This window comes from Yersinia sp. 2466 StPb PI, from assembly GCF_041538325.1.
GTDB lineage: Bacteria > Pseudomonadota > Gammaproteobacteria > Enterobacterales > Enterobacteriaceae > Yersinia > Yersinia enterocolitica_E.
This window is the reverse complement of the sequence record NZ_JAULSL010000001.1, coordinates 4,758,485-4,774,757: the sequence shown is the minus strand read 5'-3', so window position 1 is coordinate 4,774,757 and position 16,273 is coordinate 4,758,485. Positions and strand designations below refer to the sequence as shown.

Sequence of the window (16,273 nt, the reverse complement as noted above, 5' to 3'; positions counted from 1 at the left end):
TAAACGGTGCTATCGAGTTGTTTATCGGTTTACTTCAATATTTTTTAGTGTGATTTTATAAACCTCCTTTCTTAACCTTTTCTTTAATTTATCATCGTTAAATTATCTATAATCTATGTTTAGCTAAATAATGCAGGGTTGTTTTATTTGGTTTTTTTAAAAAAGAGTAACTAATGCACTGGATCATACAGCGTAATCGTTATTTAATAAATTAACATCTGCTGTTTGCTATTTATAAATATAAATCAACCCTTAATATTATTTATTAAATAGCTAACTATAGATAAATCTAAACTGGTCTGAGTCATTTAATTAAGGAATTTATAATAAATTTTTTAATGGGAGTGAATTAAAATGGATAGAGATTGGCATAGACAAGATATTTTAGCTGCAATACGGAAAGCAAAAGGCTCACTAGCAGCATTATCAAGAGAGAGCGGGCTTTCGCCAAGTACATTAGCTAACACGCTAACACGTCCGTGGCCCAAGGGAGAAGTAATTATTGCAGACGCTATCGGTGTTTCCCCTCGAGAGATATGGCCCAGTAGGTTCATCGATTATCGAGGGCGGATGATTATTCGAAGAGTAAGGCAAAACTAACGTTAAGAGGGTGGTTCAAATGGATAAAAAACTACTAAACTCGCTTAAAATGTTAATACCATTTTGGGAAAATAGTTCGGAAGCTTGGGGGGTTAAGGATAACAAGTCAGTGTTTATTTATGCAAATAATAGGTTTGGTACATTATTAGGCTTACCTGATAAATTTAGTGTGGAAGGGCGATTAGATGGCGAACTTCCTGCGCCAACGGCAGAGTTTCAGACTGAATTTCAGGAACATGACCGTCAGGCGATATTATCGAAAGAACGTGCGACAACGATTGAAATCCATGCATTTGAGCGACGTTCCTATTTTCAACCTTACTTTTGTGATAAGTATCCATTAATAGATAAAAACGGCATTTCACAGGGGCTTATTTTTCATGCCAGGCCAGTAGAAGATATAATATTAACGCATTTAAATAAAATAAAAGTCCCCACCTCACTTATCTTTACCCCGCCATCAGAGTCATTTACCAAAAGAGAGTGGGAGGTGTTATTTTATATTTTACATGCTTTTTCAAGCCCTGACATTGCTAAAAAGCTTAATTTATCAACCAGATCAGTCTGCAATATAATTCAAAATATCTATCGAAAGGCCGGTGTGACCAGTAAAAAACAGGTTATAGAATATTGTTATGAGAAGAAAATTAATAACTATGTACCACAAAGTTTCTTTGAATACTCAGGTTCTTTTCCGCTTGCGGGGAAAGGTAACGTAAATTTAAGGGGAAAGTAATGATGGATAAGACATTACTAAACTCGCTTGAGGTATTAATACGGTTTTGGGAGCATAGTTCAGAACCTTGGGGGGTTAAAGATAATCAATCAAGATTTATTTATGCAAATAACAGATTCAATAAATTATTAGCTTTACCGGATAAATACTGTGTAGAGGGGCGGTCTGATGGCGAACTTCCCACTCCAATATCAGATTTTGAGGTTGAGTTTCAAGAGCATGACCGTAAGGTAGAGCTATTGCAGGATCGTATAACAGCGGTTGAAATACATGAGTGGGATGGCCTTTCCTATTTTAAGCCTAATTTCTGTGACAAATATCCGTTAATAGATAGCGATGGGATATCGCAAGGTGTTATTTTCCATGTAAGACCTGTGCATGATATGTTGTTAACAAATTTAGGTAAAATAAAAGTCCCCACCTCACTTATCTTTACCCCGCCATCAGAATTATTTACTAAAAGAGAATGGGAGGTGTTGTTTTATATTTTACATGCTTTCTCAAGTAAAGAGATTGCTAAAAAAATCCATTTATCAACCAAGTCAGTCTGCAATATAATCCAAAGCATCTATAGAAAAGCCGGTGTAACCAGTAAACGGCAGGTTATAGAGTATTGTTATGAAAATAAGATTAATAATTATGTGCCGCAGAGTTTCTTTGAATATTCGGGTTCGTTCCCTCTTATGTAGGACAAACTTCTGTGCCGATTACATGAAAAATATCATGTAATCGGCGTTGTCACCCAGCAGCAATCTGGTAGGGCAGTGTAAAACGCCCTTATTGCCCCGCTACGCTATGCACTTCACCATGCTGCATAGTTTGATTGACTTGTTGCCCATTGCTGTCAGTAGCTTGTAGAGAGCCGCTAACAGTAGGTTTCAATGGTGTATCGGCAGCCAGACTTCCTTTTATCTGTAATTTTAGGTTGCCCAGGCCATGCAACGGTAATGCTGGCCAACCCCAGTTTTGCAAGATATCCAGATTGACAGAACGGCCGGTCAGCGCCAGTGATAAGGCGCGGGCAGGCGTTTGGTCAATACTGGCGGTGGACTCCAGTAAGCCCTCTTTGGTGAATGCGCTTAACTCACTAAATGTAATCTGTTGTTCATTGGCATTGAGGGCCAGTGACGGACGGCGAATATCATTTTTATTAAATGTCGCATTACCTGCATTCAACATTAATGAGCCAGACCATACACCCCACTGATGGTTTTTTGCCAACAGTAAGTTAGTGCCTGCGGCGTCCAGCGATGTAATCTGGAAGGGGAAGTCAGGGCTGATATCAATCAACAAGTTACGATTAGCACTAAGCTTGCCGACGTACACCTCGGATAGCCAGTTTGGCAATGTTTGTTGCCATTGTTGCTTCCAATCGGCAGGCAGAGTGTAAACCAGCGCGACCAGTGTCAGTTCATCCAATTGCAGGCGATGAGTATCGCGCGCCCAATTCCCCTGAGTTCTTAATAGACCATCCTGCCAGCGGGTTGAGAACTGATTAATTGCGACGCCAGCCGGAGATAAAGTAAATGTTGCTATTGGGTCAATCAGATGAATATTACCCTTGATAATATCACCGGCATTGAAGGACAGTTCGCCATCCTCTGTTTGCCAATCGCCTTGTTTAAACGTGATATTTTTTAGCGTCAAATCGAGGTCATTAAATGCCCAGCTTTTCCCTTCTACTCGCGCATCAATTAAATCAAACCGTTTTAGCGTAATCGGCGGGAGTTGTAAGAATGTATTCCAAACATCATCTATCGATGCTGGTGTTTGTAGGCGAATATTGCTGAGCCGCAGGCGATCGACCAGCCAACTGCCATCAGCCGCTTGGCTGGCGTTACCGGTCAATTCACCCTGCGCGATATCTGCCCCAAAATTGGTTAGGGTCAGGGCATTTTTCTGTATCGAGCCTTGCAGATAAAGTTGTTGCGCGGTAATACCGTTAATGGTTAAAGAACCGGCACTAAACTGAAATTGAGCATTTTCGCCAAGGCTATTACCCGGTTGTGGCTGCCAAGGCACCAAACCGCCAGTCACTTGCTGACCCGCAATCTTCCACTGAGTTGCTGAGTTTTTCGCCTCAAGAGTGGTATCGAGGGCCATATTAGTCAACTGCAAGGTATCAGCCTGTAATGGCAGCGGTGATGGGCTGTTACTGAGGATTAAACGACCATTTTGCAGATTGAGACTGAGAAGGTGACGAGGCTCGGTCAGTTGCCGCCAACTCAGGCCAAACAGCGCTTGTTGGGCAACAAGAAACGGAGGCTGATTGGCCCGGCCCAGAGTGATATCACTGAAACTGATTTGTCCCGGTTGGGACCATGAGTGGTCTATTTTACCCAGAGAGAGGCGATATTCACTATTATCACTAACCCAACGGCTCAGCCAACCGGCAGCCCAACTGGTTTGGAGCAATACGTAACACAGCACTACGGACAGCACCAGTAGTAGTAATAACGTTAGCAGCACTTTCCCGAGAAATTTCATCCGGTCTTTCCACGCCTGTCGGTGATACGGAACCCTGTTTATGCCGTAATTTGTCCATGAGCTCAATAGACAATCAGTTATCCGGCGATAAAAAAATGGCCGGGATCGTTTACGACCGGCCATTTCATTGACGTGTTGATGTAAAGATTATTTTTCTTGTGGGAAGAGTAAGTTAAGCACAATGGCAGTAATACCACCGGCAGCAATCCCGGAAGAAAGCAGCGTTTTTACCCAATCTGGCGCGAATTGTAGAATCAATGGCTGTTGTGCCACACCCATACCAACTGCCAATGACAGAGCCATAATCATAATAGCGCGCCGATTGAGTATTTCACGAGAGACAATACGCACGCCGGAAGCTGCAATGGTACCGAACATCACCAGCGTGGCGCCCCCCAGCACTGGTTCAGGAATATGTTGCACGAAACCTGCAACCGCCGGGAACAAGCCCAGAACAATCAGCATCAGTGCGACAACGAAACCGACATAACGACTGGCAACACCGGTCAACTGGATCACGCCATTGTTCTGGCCGAAGCAGGAGTTAGGGAAGGTGTTGAACACTGCCGACAGCATGGAGTTCAAACCATTCGCCAGCACACCACCTTTCAGGCGTTTCATATACAACGGGCCATGAACAGGTTGTTCAGAGACATCCGAGGTCGCGGTGATATCACCAATGGTCTCCAGTGAGGTCACCATGAAGATTAACATCAGTGGTACCAGCAGATTCCAATCAAAGGAGAGGCCATAATAGAGTGGTGTTGGGATAGTGATCAGCGCGGTATCTACCACCGGGCGGCTCTCTGGCAACATACCCAACGACCAGGCCAGCAAGTAACCCACGGCCATCGCAATGACTAAAGAGGCCACACGCAAATACGGGTTGCGCTGGCGGTTCAGTAGAATAATCACGACTAATACGGCACCCGCTAATAGCAGGTTTTTCGGTGCGCCAAAGGTATGGTCACTCATTGCACCATAACCGCCGCCAATTGATGTCAGCCCAACCTGAATCAATGACAAACCGATGATCATCACCACGATACCAGATACTAGTGGGGTGATAATGCGGCGCGCCAGATGCAGGAAGCGGGAAAGTATAATTTCGGTGCAGGACGCCACCATTAGCGTACCAAACAGTGCCGCCATCATGGTTGGGATATCTGCGCCGCCGTTTTTTAGCGCCAGGCCACCCATAATCAATGGCGAAACAAAGTTAAAACTGGTGCCCTGAATCGATAATAGGCCAGAGCCAACTGGCCCCCAAGTTTTAATTTGCAGTAACGATGCCAAGCCGGAGGCAAATAGCGACATGCTAATAATGCGTTGGGTATCTTCCGCTGGTAGTCCCAGCGCCTGACAAATTAATAAGCCAGGGGTTATCACTGCGACAAACATCGCCAATAAATGCTGGCAAGCAGCGAACAATGTTTGGGCGAGTGGGGGGCGGTCTTCTAAACGGTAAATCAATTCGCTGGGGCGAGTGGCTGCTTGCTGTGGAGTATCAAGCTCGGCGGATTGCGTAGACATGGAGTGGCATTCCCGGATCGGCAAAGAGGGCATTTTAATGATCCGGCTCACAAAAGCAATCGGTTGCGCTGCGTTTTTAAAAATAATTCTATTCGGTGCTCACCTGCATTTTTCTATTACTAAACTTGTAATGGGCGGCGTTTTTTCTTCTAATCCCTTCCTTAACTGTTTTGGCGTTTTTAAGGAACTGTCTAACGTCATATTTTTAATCGATATTTCAATCGCATGGAGTACCAAGATGTTTCATCTCGATACCTATGGCACGCTAGTCGCGGCCTGCTTGGTTTTATTATTAGGCCGAAAACTCGTACAAACTGTCCCATTCCTGAAAAAATACACTATTCCTGAACCAGTAGCCGGCGGTTTGTTGGTTGCCTTCTTGATGTTGCTGATGCAAAAGACTCTTGGCTGGGAAATCAGTTTTGATATGTCGCTCAAAGATCCCTTGATGCTGGCATTCTTTGCAACTATTGGTTTGAATGCCAATCTGGCTAGCTTACGTGCTGGCGGCAAAGCTTTGAGCGTATTTGTGTTTGTGGTCATTGGTTTGTTGCTCATGCAGAACGCAATTGGTATTGCGCTTGCTAAATTGATGGGGCTAGACCCGTTGATGGGGTTACTAGCTGGCTCAATTACCTTATCAGGTGGGCACGGTACTGGTGCTGCGTGGAGTAAACTCTTTTCTGAACGCTATGGCTTTGAAAATGCAACAGAAGTTGCTATGGCTTGTGCAACATTTGGTTTGGTGCTGGGGGGATTGATTGGTGGCCCGGTAGCCCGCTACCTGGTGAAGCGCTCTTCCACACCCGATGGTACGCCGGAGGACAGCGAAGTCCCTTCCGCATTTGAAAAGCCTTCGGCGGGGCGCATGATCACCTCGTTGGTGTTAGTTGAAACCATCGCCATGATAGCTATCTGCCTGATGGCAGGCAATGTGATTGCGGGTTGGTTGCAGGGCACGATGTTTGAACTGCCAATCTTTGTTTGTGTACTGTTTGTCGGGGTTATCCTCAGTAACACGTTGTCGGCAATCGGCTTCTATAAAGTCTTTGATCGTGCGGTATCAGTGCTGGGCAATGTCAGTCTGTCACTGTTTTTGGCAATGGCACTGATGAGTTTGAAGCTCTGGGAGCTGGCTTCACTGGCATTACCGATGCTGGTAATTTTGTCAGTTCAGGCACTGGCGATGGCGTTGTACGCTATCTTTGTCACTTATCGCATCATGGGAAAAAACTATGATGCAGCGGTACTGGCGGCGGGGCACTGTGGTTTTGGTCTGGGTGCAACACCGACTGCAATCGCCAATATGCAAGCGATTACTGACCGTTTTGGCCCATCTCATCTGGCGTTCTTAGTGGTACCAATGGTTGGCGCATTCTTTATTGATATCGCTAATGCGATCGTGATTAAGCTGTATCTTTTACTGCCAATATTCCCAGCGGTGGTAGGGTAACTGCACTTAGGGGTGGGTTTACCTGCCCCTTATTTATTAAGCGTTAGTGTAACGCGCTCGCTCTGGTAGCCAGCGCTCAATCAATGCGCGTGCATGTTCAGGATATTGCTGGTGCAGATGGCGAGCTACCCGTTGGACTTCGGGAATCATCGCCTGATCGCGCAGTAAATCAGCCACTTTGAACTCCGCACTTCCAGTTTGCCGTGTTCCCAACAATTCGCCCGGTCCACGGATTTCTAAATCTCGCTGGGCAATGACAAAGCCATCATTACTATCACGCAACACTTGCAAACGCATCTGGGCGGTTTTACTCAACGGCGTTTTATAGAGTAATACACAATGAGAGGCGATAGCACCACGGCCGACACGGCCTCGTAACTGATGTAATTGCGCTAACCCCAAGCGTTCCGGGTTATCGATTATCATCAGGCTGGCGTTAGGCACATCGACCCCAACCTCGATCACTGTGGTTGCCACCAATAGCTGCAACTCACCCTGTTTAAATGCCTGCATAACTGCCTGTTTTTCTGGTCCTTTCATGCGCCCATGAACTAAACCGACTTTAATTTCCGGCAAAGCAATTTTCAGTTCTTCACAAGTTACTTCGGCGGCCTGCGCTTCCAGGACTTCCGATTCCTCAATCAGTGTGCAGACCCAATAAGCTTGCCGACCCTCTTCCAGACAGGCATTTTTAACTCGCTGGATAACATCACTGCGGCGGGTATCAGGGATTGCCACTGTAGTCACCGGTGTTCTACCTGGCGGAAGCTCATCAATCACTGAGGTATCAAGATCTGCATAGGCAGTCATGGCCAGCGTTCTTGGAATTGGGGTCGCGGTCATAATGAGTTGATGTGGATGGAAACCTTGCTCCTCGCCCTTTTCCCATAAAGCGAGCCGTTGATGAACACCAAAACGATGTTGTTCATCAATAATAACCAGCGCCAGTCCAGAGAACTGCACCTGTTCTTGAAACATCGCATGGGTGCCAACAACCATTGCAACCTGACCGCTGGCGACAGCTTCTTGCTGTGCTATACGGGCTTTACCTTTTTGCTTGCCAGCCAGCCAGCCCACTTGCAGCCCCAACGGTTCTAGCCATTGGCGGAAAGTGGAGGCATGTTGTTCTGCCAGTAATTCGGTGGGTGCCATCAAAGCAACCTGCTTGCCGTGAGCAATTGCCCGTAGCGCGGCCAGGGCTGCAACCAATGTTTTTCCTGAGCCAACGTCCCCTTGAATCAATCGCATCATCGGGAAGTTATGGGTCATATCCTGCTCAATCTCCGCCACTACCCGTTGCTGGGCATGCGTGGGGCTGAAAGGTAGCGCGGCCAGAAAACGTTGTTTGAGCTGTTGCTCTGCCAATAGCGGTAATGCCCGATAGCTTTGCGCGCCGGCCCGGACAGCCAACATACTGAGGTTATGAGCGACTAGCTCTTCCATGATTAATCGCCGCTGTGCAGGATGCTTGCCTTGATCTAAATCAGTCAACTGAATATTTGCTGGTGGGCGATGCAGGGTATGAATAGCTTCTGGCAAGCTAATGAGTGAGCGGCTTAACTCAATCGGCAATAATTCGGCAATAACACAAGTATCCAGCATCGCCAGCGCTTGATCGATAAGTTTGCGCAAGGTCGCCTGACGAATCCCTTCGGTGGTGGGATAAACGGGTGTCAGGGACTCTTGTAATTCAACGCCAATGTTCTCGCCATGCACCCGATATTCAGGGTGAATGATTTCCGCCCCGGTATTGCCCCGTTTGACTTCGCCGTAGGCGATAACATGCTTGCCCGGAGACAAACTGTTTTTCATCGCAGCGTTGAAGTTAAAGAAACGCAGAGTGAGAACACCACTACCGTCGCTGATTTGGCAGGTCATCATGCGGCGGCGGCCAAAGGTGATATCAGAACGTAGAACCTCGCCCTCAACATTAACCGAGAGGCCAGGCATTAAATCGCCAATACGATACAGGCGAGTACGATCTTCATAACGCAGTGGGAGGTGAAGCAGTAGGTCTTGGATGGTTTCCAACCCCATTTTAGCCAGCTTCCCAGCCTGACTTGCGCCAACACCGGAAAGTGTACTGAGGGGTACTGCATCCAGCAGGCGGCCTTTCATTTAAGACTCCGTGGCTTGCATGGCAGACCACCATTGTGCATCGGCAATAACCTGACCCTGCTCATCAATATGTGGTTGAGGTAGCCCTTTCCGTTTGGCGACTTGTGCCAATATCGGATAGCCCCCCTCAAACAGTAACCGTTGCTGCTCATCTCCGGACAAGACACTTTTTGCTCGCTGATACATACCTGCATTTTGCCGCTGCCGTTGGGCTTCATATAAAATCAACGCAGACGCGACAGAAACATTGAGTGATTGCACCATGCCGATCATCGGAATAATGATGTCTTGGTCCGCGAGTGCTAACGCTTCCTCAGATATACCGGTCTTCTCTTGTCCCATCAAAATACAGGTTGGGCGGGTATAGTCTATTTCACGAAAATCGACAGCATTATCAGACAGATGCGTTGCCAGAACTTGCATGTTCTGTGATTTCAGATGAGCAATGGCATCGCTAATATGAGTGTGTGTTTTGACTTGTACCCAACTGTTGCTGCCGGCCGCGGAAGAGAGTCGTGTATACATCTGAGTCGTTGGCCAAATTGCATGTACTTGATGGATACCGACAGCATCAGCTGTACGAATGATAGCGGATACATTATGAGGTTTATGTACTTGCTCCAGGCAAACCGTTAGGTCCGGCTGCCTGGTAGCCAGCATTTCACAAATCCGCGCATAGCGTTGAGGATTCATAGGCGTTAGTTACGATTACGGCTGACTTTAACCACATCTGGCATGATACGAATCTTACGCATTATGTTAGCCAGATGGACCCTGTCACGGGTAGTCAGGCGAATAAAGGCACTGTATACCCGGCCATCTTTCTCTTCAGTATTCAGGCTCTGAATATTAGATTCGGCTGCATTGATTGCCGCAGTCAGATTTGCCAAAGCACCTTGCTGATTGAACATATCGACTTTAATTTCAGCAATGAACTCTTGTTCAGTCTCTTGATCCCACTCAACCGCCATAAATTTCTCAGGCTCTTTCTGGTAGCCACGGATATTACGGCAAGACTCATGATGGATAACCAAACCTTTGCCTGGGCTGATATGAGCGATAATCGGGTCACCAGGAATAGGACGGCAGCACTTGGCAAAGGTAATAAGGACACCATCGGCACCCTTGATTGCCAGATTACGGGTGCCAGAGGTAGCCAGCGTTGATAGGTCACCCAACAGGTTTTTGGCCACTACCACACTCATCGCATTACCCAAGCCAATTTCTGCTAGCAAATCATCTAGCGTCGCCAGTTTCATACGGTCCAGTTCATGTTTGATATTATCTTCAGAAATATCAGACAGTTTTCGACCATTTCCTAACGCATGATTCAGTAACCGGCGGCCAAGGCTCACCGATTCATCACGTTTCAGGTTTTTCAGCAACTGGCGAATTTTAGCTCGCGCTTTCGAGCTGACAACAAAGTTCAGCCAGGCCGCATTTGGCCGAGCACCCGGAGCGGTAATAATCTCAACGGTCTGGCCACTGTTCAGTGACTGAGAAAGCGGGTAGGGCTGACGGTCAACACGCGCACCTACACAGGCATGGCCAATATCGGTATGCACGGCATAGGCAAAGTCGACAGGTGTCGCACCGGCGGGTAATTCAACGATGCGCCCTTCTGGGGTGAAAACGTAAATCTCATCAGGGAATAAATCAGATTTTACGCTTTCAATAAATTCAAATGAGCTGCCTGCACTTTGCTGTAACTCCAGCAAGCTTTGCATCCAGCGCTGAGCGCGAATTTGTGCGGTGGTGCCAGACTCACCCTGCTCTTTATAAGCCCAGTGTGCAGCAACCCCCATTTCGGCCATCTGATCCATATCTTCAGTACGAATCTGTACCTCGACCGGAACCCCATGAGGGCCGATTAATGAGGTATGTAACGATTGATAGCCGTTAGCCTTAGGGATGGCAATATAGTCTTTCACTCTACCGGGGCGTGGCTTATACAGGCTGTGAGCCTGACCCAACACGCGGTAGCAAGTATCGACTTCTTTGACTATTACCCGAAAAGCATAGATATCCATGATGGAGTGAAAACGCTGCTCTTTCAGGTTCATTTTGCAATAAATGGAATAGAGATGCTTTTCACGACCACTGACTCGGCAAGGAATACCGGCCTCAGTCAGACGCCCTTCAATCTCCGCCAAGATTTTCTGAATCATCTCTTTGCGGTTACCACGTGCGGCTTTCACCACTTCTTTAATTACGCGATAGCGATTGGGGTAGAGCGCTTCAAAACCCAGCTCTTCCAGCTCGGTTTTTAAATGATGGATACCCAGCCGATGGGCCAGTGGGCTGTATATTTCAAGGGTTTCACGTGCAATGCGGCGACGTTTATCTGGGCGTAAGGAACCCAGCGTTCGCATGTTATGTGTGCGGTCAGCCAGTTTGATCAAAATAACGCGGATATCCTGCACCATCGCCATGATCATTTTGCGGAAATTTTCCGCCTGAGCTTCTTTCTTGTCACGAAAATTCAGTTTATCGAGTTTAGAAACACCCTCGACCAGCTCGGCTACGCTTTTCCCAAACAACTGCTCCATATCTTGATATGTAGCAGGAGTATCTTCAATGACGTCATGTAATAACGCCGCCATTAAGGTTTCGTAATCGAGCCGCATCTCCGCGAGAATACAGGCCACAGCAACAGGATGAGTGATATAAGGCTCACCACTGGAGCGTGTCTGACCCTCGTGAGCATCACGTGCAACAAGATATGCCTGTTTGAGGCGCTTAATCTGCTCCTCTGGCAGGTAACGTTGAATCAGCAGATTCAGGCTTTCAAACAGGTACAAGGCAGACTCGCTGTCTAATTAACGACGACCTTCAGCAATCGCGGTTACCGCTTGGATCTCTGCGGCTTCCTGCTCTTGCTGTTCTTGGCGTTCACGAACATCGAGAATCTGATTAGTAATCAGGCCTTCTTCAATCTCGCGCAGCGCAATCACAGTAACTTTATCGTTTTCTTCTGGAACCAGTGCGTCTTTACCGCCGGACTGGATTTGACGTGCCCGACGAGCAGCGACCAACACCAGGTCAAAACGGTTACCAATTTTCTCTACAGCGTCTTGAACAGTTACGCGTGCCATAATTCTGCTACTCCACAGGTGACGAAATGACGGGGCATGATACTGAAACTCGGTTCAGTCTGCCAATAATTTGGTGATTAAAGCGTCATGCCGCTGTTTCTGGCGGCCTAAACGCAGTCGTTCTGCGCGAATAATGGTTTTCAGATCAGATAAAGCCAGATTGAAATCATCATTTACGATTAAATAATCATATTCAGCGTAATGGGTCATCTCGGCGACAGCTTGCGCCATTCGCTTAGCGATAACCTCTTCGCTATCTTGCCCACGGCCTCGCAAGCGGCGATCCAATTCTTCCTTGGATGGCGGCAAAATAAAAATACTGCGTGCAGTGGGCATTTTTGCGCGAATTTGCTGCGCACCTTGCCAATCAATATCTAAAAATACATCGACACCGGTTGCAAGAACCTGCTCAATCGCCAAACGTGAGGTGCCATAGTAATTTTCAAATACTTTGGCATGCTCAAGGAAAGCATCGTCATCAATCATCTGGCAAAACTCTTCTTTAGAAATGAAGAAGTAATGTTCACCGTGATTCTCACCCGGACGTATTGCACGCGTGGTATGGGAAATAGAAACCTGCGTGTCGTACAGCGGTTGTGTTTTTAACAAAGCCTGAATCAGGCTTGATTTCCCTGCCCCACTGGGCGCGGAAACGATGTATAGCGTGCCTTGGACCATGATGACGTTTCAGTTGATTAGGTTGATATACCCTTCTTACTTGACGTTGCAACGGCGCTAGCAGCCCTCTCTCCAAAAACACTGACTTTAGTCAGCGCATCAGGATTTGCTCGCTTGCTACCTATCCGCAACACCAATTACTTTGGGTGTATATAGAAAGCAGAAGTGTGAATCTCCGCACAGTATACACGGCTGCTACGCGTCATGCAGCGTTACAACACATTTCACCTGAATGTTTCGTCTGTAAACAGCTCGATTTTCTGATTTTGCGGCGAAGATTGCGTAATTTTCATTTGTTGCTGTAAGCAGAAAACTATTTTTCGGTAGCGCCCGCATTTAATTTTTTTGGTCTTCGACGGATAAGACATTTCAGGTTTTACTTCCGGCCACCAAGGAAAGGGACTTATGAGCATGCTGAATTTAAAAATATTTGTTCTGTTGATAGTCAGTTTTATACATTGGTCCTCCAGAGCGGAAGCTATCTGCCCTGAATGGCCGCCAGAAAGAATGTCGGTTGAAATTAACTCACTCAAGAAACAACTGGATAAGTGGAATGTGGCTTACCATCAGCAAGGTATTAGCGTGCATGCCGATGATGTTTACGATCAATTGCAGGAAAAATTGCAGTTATGGCAGTCATGCCATTTATTGCCGGACAAACAGGAAAACAGACTTACTCCTGGTAATGGGAAGTTTCTTCATCCGGTTGCGCATACCGGACTAAAAAAACTTAAAAATGAAGTTGCACTGGCTGATTGGATGGTGGGGCGGAAAAATCTCTGGGTGCAGCCTAAAATAGATGGCGTTGCAGTAACACTGGTGTATCAGGATGGAAAACTGATGCAACTTCTCAGTCGAGGAAATGGTTTGAAAGGCCAGAACTGGACTGACAAAGCACCATTTATTACTGCTATTCCTCAATATATTGCTACCGCTCCTCCCTGGTTAACGCTGCAAGGGGAGCTATTCCTGCAAATGGACGACCATCAACAAGCATCGTCTGGTGGTGCCAATGCCAGGGCGACAGTTGCTGGCGCACTTATGCGTAAGTCTCCAGCGGCATTACTACCCCAATTGGGCATTTTTATATGGGCATGGCCTGATGGACCAAGCAGCATGGTGGAGAAAGGGACACTATTGCAAGCGATGGGCTTCCCCTTGACCGCTAAATACAGCAAACCAATAGTATCAAGTCGCGATGTTGCACACTTTCGCAAACACTGGTTGCAAACACCGCTGCCTTTTGTAACTGATGGCGTTGTTATCCGTCAGGAACAGGAGCCAGCCGGACGCTACTGGCAGGCCGTTCCGGGGCACTGGGTTGTGGCGTGGAAATACCCACCACAGCAGCAACTTGCTGAAATTAAAGATATACATTTCACGATAGGCCGCACTGGTAGAGTGACAGTCGTTTTACAGGTTTCACCAGTAAAAATTGATGACAAATGGATTCGGCGAGTGAATGTTGGCTCGGTCGCGCGTTGGCGGCAGTGGGATATTACATCTGGCGATCAAATCGTTATCGCACTGGCCGGGCATGGTATTCCACGGTTGGATAGTGTTGTTTGGCGGGTAAGCCAACGGCAGACGTTCACTCCTCCAGCAGAGGATCAATTTCATCAATTGAGCTGTTTTCGCCTTATCCCTCCTGAATGTGAGCCGCAACTTCTCTCTCGTTTGACATGGCTTAGTGGCCAAAAAGGACTAGATATACAAAGTGTTAGTAGTGGATATTGGCGAGAGCTGATCCATCATGGGCTGATCAATGATTTGGTGGGGTGGCTATCTCTCACGAAAGACCAAATAGCGGATGTTCCTGGCATAGGGATAGCCCGTGCTGAAAATATTTATCAGCAATTTCAAAGCACAAGGGAAAAACCCTTTTCCCAATGGCTACAGGCATTGGGTTTTGCGCAGGGTACACTTGTCAATTCTCAATGGCGGTCACTACAACAACGCAGTATCGCCGAGTGGAGTTTAATACCGGGTATTGGGCCGATTCGAGCAAAACAGATTACTCATTTCTTACACCACCCAGAGGTGCAAGCTATGGCTGACTTTTTATCGCAACAGAATATTAGCGGGTTCCAACTTGAGGAGTAAACCTTCACGTACCTGACTTAATGCTCTGAATGGTCATATTTGAAGATTGGCAGGCCCAGCCGGAATCGTAATGCTAACAGTCGTGCACTTAGCCCGGTGACGAGTGTAATGATAACAACCCAATTATGTGACAGTTGTGTGTATTGCAGAGCAATGTAGATCCAGGCGGCAGCGAATGAGATACCAGCATAGATTTCTTTCTGGAATACCAAGGGGATACTGTTACAGAACATATCGCGCAGGACGCCGCCAAAAACGCCGGTAATGACGGCCGCAATGGCGGCAATTATCGTACTGTGGCCCATATCAAGAGCGATTTGTGCCCCAATAATAGAGAAAACAATCAGCCCAATTGCATCAAGCACCAAAAACAAATGGCGTAAATGCTTCATTAGTGGTGCCATCCAAGTTGTGACGATTGCAGCAACGGCGACAATAACAATGTATTCCGGGTGTTTAACCCAACCCAGCGGATAATGGCCCAGCAGCATATCTCGGACTGAACCACCACCAATTGCCGTTGCAGATGCAATAATAATGACACCAAACATATCCATTTGACGGCGGCCCGCAGCCAGTGCCCCGGTCATGGCTTCAGCTGTAATACCAATAATATAAAGAACACTGAGTAGCATAATGAATCAAATTTCTTAAGGGCAGTAAAGGCCGCAGAGTAGTGACTAAGGCTGGTTGTCGCGACTGAGATTTTCTAAGTCATATATTTAAGATTACTTTAACTAATCAATTTATTAATTATATATCTAATAAATATAAATAAAAAAAGAATGTATTAATAATTAGGCATGAATAATTGTAGGGTAAAAATAGTAGGTTAAAGCTCTGTGAGAGTACATTAGTACGCTTGTATGATCCTCTTGCGTGATTGCAGAGTCATTCAGGGGATGGTAGTTTTTATCTTTTATTTCAGTGAGATTTGTTCATGGACAATCGTGTTAATCCGTTGCGTTATCGTGGGGCATTGTTTGCCGGTATGGTTGCTATCGGGGTATTACTGGGCGGTTGTGTTGATAACGCTGGTCATGCAAACACTGTAGCGGTGAAAGTTGTACCTCCGACCTGTATTAAAGGTGAGTCAATGACACAAACCACACTCTACTTCGGTTTGAATCGGCCTCATGGCCCCGCTATTTCTATCACTGAATGGCAGTCTTTTGTCGATAATGATGTGACTAGCCGCTTCGATGAAGGCTTGACCGTAATTGATGCCAAGGGGCAATGGTTGGGAAATGATGGGAAAGTTGCCAAAGAAAGCAGTAAGGCATTAGTCCTTATTCATAAAGATGGCAAAGAAGACGCCATTGAAGCTCTGCGCTCCCGCTATAAACAGCAGTTTTCACAAGAATCTGTCATGCGAGTTGATACTACTGTGTGCGTAGATTTCTAACATTCATTTCAAGCCTTTTATCTCCAATTTACGAGAGATAAAAGGCTGATAGCACTATTTTTGGC

14 protein-coding genes are annotated in these 16,273 nt (G+C 46.6%); 6 read left to right on the top strand and 8 right to left on the bottom strand.

The annotated features are described in order from the left end of the window. Nucleotides 1-354 precede the first annotated feature (354 nt). Genes Q2T72_RS21595 through Q2T72_RS21585 form a run of 3 tightly spaced genes read left to right on the top strand, consistent with a single transcriptional unit; the run spans nt 355 to nt 2,025 of the window. Nucleotides 355-600 (top strand): helix-turn-helix domain-containing protein, encoded by a 246-nt coding sequence (locus tag Q2T72_RS21595; protein ID WP_372569806.1) that lies wholly within the window; start codon nt 355-357, stop codon nt 598-600. Nucleotides 601-619: 19 nt separating this feature from the next. Then, complete coding sequence (locus Q2T72_RS21590) at nt 620-1,336, top strand: helix-turn-helix transcriptional regulator (RefSeq protein WP_083161649.1); 717 nt, start codon at nt 620-622, stop codon at nt 1,334-1,336. Between the two features lie 2 nt (nt 1,337-1,338). Beyond that, complete coding sequence (locus tag Q2T72_RS21585; protein WP_372569924.1) at nt 1,339-2,025, top strand: helix-turn-helix transcriptional regulator; 687 nt, start codon at nt 1,339-1,341, stop codon at nt 2,023-2,025. An 88-nt stretch (nt 2,026-2,113) separates the two neighbouring features. Here the strand turns inward: Q2T72_RS21585 and Q2T72_RS21580 are convergent, their stop codons facing one another. Both Q2T72_RS21580 and Q2T72_RS21575 read right to left on the bottom strand, forming a co-directional pair. Beyond that, nucleotides 2,114-3,823 carry an AsmA family protein gene (locus Q2T72_RS21580; protein ID WP_372569805.1) on the bottom strand — a complete coding sequence of 570 codons (1,710 nt, stop codon included), beginning with the start codon at nt 3,821-3,823 and terminating at the stop codon, nt 2,114-2,116. Between the two features lie 147 nt (nt 3,824-3,970). Next, complete coding sequence (locus Q2T72_RS21575; protein ID WP_372569804.1) at nt 3,971-5,356, bottom strand: uracil-xanthine permease family protein; 1,386 nt, start codon at nt 5,354-5,356, stop codon at nt 3,971-3,973. 238 nt (nt 5,357-5,594) lie between these two features. On the opposite strand from Q2T72_RS21575, the gene gltS reads away from it, so the two are divergent. Then, nucleotides 5,595-6,809: a sodium/glutamate symporter gene (gene gltS, locus Q2T72_RS21570; protein ID WP_083163981.1), complete on the top strand. Its 1,215-nt coding sequence runs from the start codon at nt 5,595-5,597 to the stop codon at nt 6,807-6,809. A 36-nt stretch (nt 6,810-6,845) separates the two neighbouring features. Here gltS and recG read toward each other — a convergent pair whose 3' ends face one another. Genes recG through gmk form a run of 5 tightly spaced genes read right to left on the bottom strand, consistent with a single transcriptional unit; the run spans nt 6,846 to nt 12,700 of the window. After that, complete coding sequence (gene recG, locus Q2T72_RS21565) at nt 6,846-8,927, bottom strand: ATP-dependent DNA helicase RecG (RefSeq protein ID WP_372569803.1); 2,082 nt, start codon at nt 8,925-8,927, stop codon at nt 6,846-6,848. Then, the gene (gene trmH, locus Q2T72_RS21560) at nt 8,928-9,620 is read right to left on the bottom strand and encodes a tRNA (guanosine(18)-2'-O)-methyltransferase TrmH (protein WP_372569802.1); all 693 of its coding nucleotides are present in this window, start codon (nt 9,618-9,620) and stop codon (nt 8,928-8,930) included. Between the two features lie 5 nt (nt 9,621-9,625). Beyond that, nucleotides 9,626-11,728 carry a bifunctional GTP diphosphokinase/guanosine-3',5'-bis pyrophosphate 3'-pyrophosphohydrolase gene (gene spoT, locus Q2T72_RS21555; RefSeq protein WP_083161661.1) on the bottom strand — a complete coding sequence of 701 codons (2,103 nt, stop codon included), beginning with the start codon at nt 11,726-11,728 and terminating at the stop codon, nt 9,626-9,628. An 18-nt stretch (nt 11,729-11,746) separates the two neighbouring features. Further along, nucleotides 11,747-12,022 (bottom strand): DNA-directed RNA polymerase subunit omega, encoded by a 276-nt coding sequence (rpoZ, locus tag Q2T72_RS21550; protein ID WP_004392061.1) that lies wholly within the window; start codon nt 12,020-12,022, stop codon nt 11,747-11,749. A gap of 54 nt (nt 12,023-12,076) precedes the next feature. Next, nucleotides 12,077-12,700: a guanylate kinase gene (gene gmk / locus Q2T72_RS21545; protein WP_005191120.1), complete on the bottom strand. Its 624-nt coding sequence runs from the start codon at nt 12,698-12,700 to the stop codon at nt 12,077-12,079. Between the two features lie 405 nt (nt 12,701-13,105). Here gmk and ligB point away from each other — a divergent pair, with 405 nt between their 5' ends. Then, on the top strand, nt 13,106-14,803 hold the full coding sequence (gene ligB, locus Q2T72_RS21540; RefSeq protein WP_372569801.1) for an NAD-dependent DNA ligase LigB: 1,698 nt from the start codon (nt 13,106-13,108) through the stop codon (nt 14,801-14,803). Between the two features lie 17 nt (nt 14,804-14,820). Here the strand turns inward: ligB and Q2T72_RS21535 are convergent, their stop codons facing one another. Next, entirely contained in the window at nt 14,821-15,438 is a 618-nt protein-coding gene (locus Q2T72_RS21535) for a trimeric intracellular cation channel family protein (protein WP_083161663.1), read from the bottom strand. A 305-nt stretch (nt 15,439-15,743) separates the two neighbouring features. Here Q2T72_RS21535 and Q2T72_RS21530 point away from each other — a divergent pair, with 305 nt between their 5' ends. Then, a complete protein-coding gene (locus tag Q2T72_RS21530; protein WP_372569800.1) occupies nt 15,744-16,208 on the top strand; it encodes a DUF3574 domain-containing protein in 465 nt (154 codons plus the stop codon). Nucleotides 16,209-16,273 lie beyond the last annotated feature (65 nt).

What these genes read in the sequence shown, in the direction of transcription:
- rpoZ (WP_004392061.1), bottom strand. Translation starts at nt 12,022, where the DNA reads ATGGCACGCGTAACTGTTCAAGACGCTGTAGAGAAAATTGGTAACCGT.
- Q2T72_RS21590 (WP_083161649.1), top strand. Translation starts at nt 620, where the DNA reads ATGGATAAAAAACTACTAAACTCGCTTAAAATGTTAATACCATTTTGG.
- ligB (WP_372569801.1), top strand. Translation starts at nt 13,106, where the DNA reads ATGAGCATGCTGAATTTAAAAATATTTGTTCTGTTGATAGTCAGTTTT.
- Q2T72_RS21580 (WP_372569805.1), bottom strand. Translation starts at nt 3,823, where the DNA reads ATGAAATTTCTCGGGAAAGTGCTGCTAACGTTATTACTACTACTGGTG.
- trmH (WP_372569802.1), bottom strand. Translation starts at nt 9,620, where the DNA reads ATGAATCCTCAACGCTATGCGCGGATTTGTGAAATGCTGGCTACCAGG.
- Q2T72_RS21595 (WP_372569806.1), top strand. Translation starts at nt 355, where the DNA reads ATGGATAGAGATTGGCATAGACAAGATATTTTAGCTGCAATACGGAAA.
- Q2T72_RS21535 (WP_083161663.1), bottom strand. Translation starts at nt 15,438, where the DNA reads ATGCTACTCAGTGTTCTTTATATTATTGGTATTACAGCTGAAGCCATG.
- gltS (WP_083163981.1), top strand. Translation starts at nt 5,595, where the DNA reads ATGTTTCATCTCGATACCTATGGCACGCTAGTCGCGGCCTGCTTGGTT.
- Q2T72_RS21585 (WP_372569924.1), top strand. Translation starts at nt 1,339, where the DNA reads ATGGATAAGACATTACTAAACTCGCTTGAGGTATTAATACGGTTTTGG.
- Q2T72_RS21575 (WP_372569804.1), bottom strand. Translation starts at nt 5,356, where the DNA reads ATGTCTACGCAATCCGCCGAGCTTGATACTCCACAGCAAGCAGCCACT.
- recG (WP_372569803.1), bottom strand. Translation starts at nt 8,927, where the DNA reads ATGAAAGGCCGCCTGCTGGATGCAGTACCCCTCAGTACACTTTCCGGT.
- gmk (WP_005191120.1), bottom strand. Translation starts at nt 12,700, where the DNA reads ATGGTCCAAGGCACGCTATACATCGTTTCCGCGCCCAGTGGGGCAGGG.
- Q2T72_RS21530 (WP_372569800.1), top strand. Translation starts at nt 15,744, where the DNA reads ATGGACAATCGTGTTAATCCGTTGCGTTATCGTGGGGCATTGTTTGCC.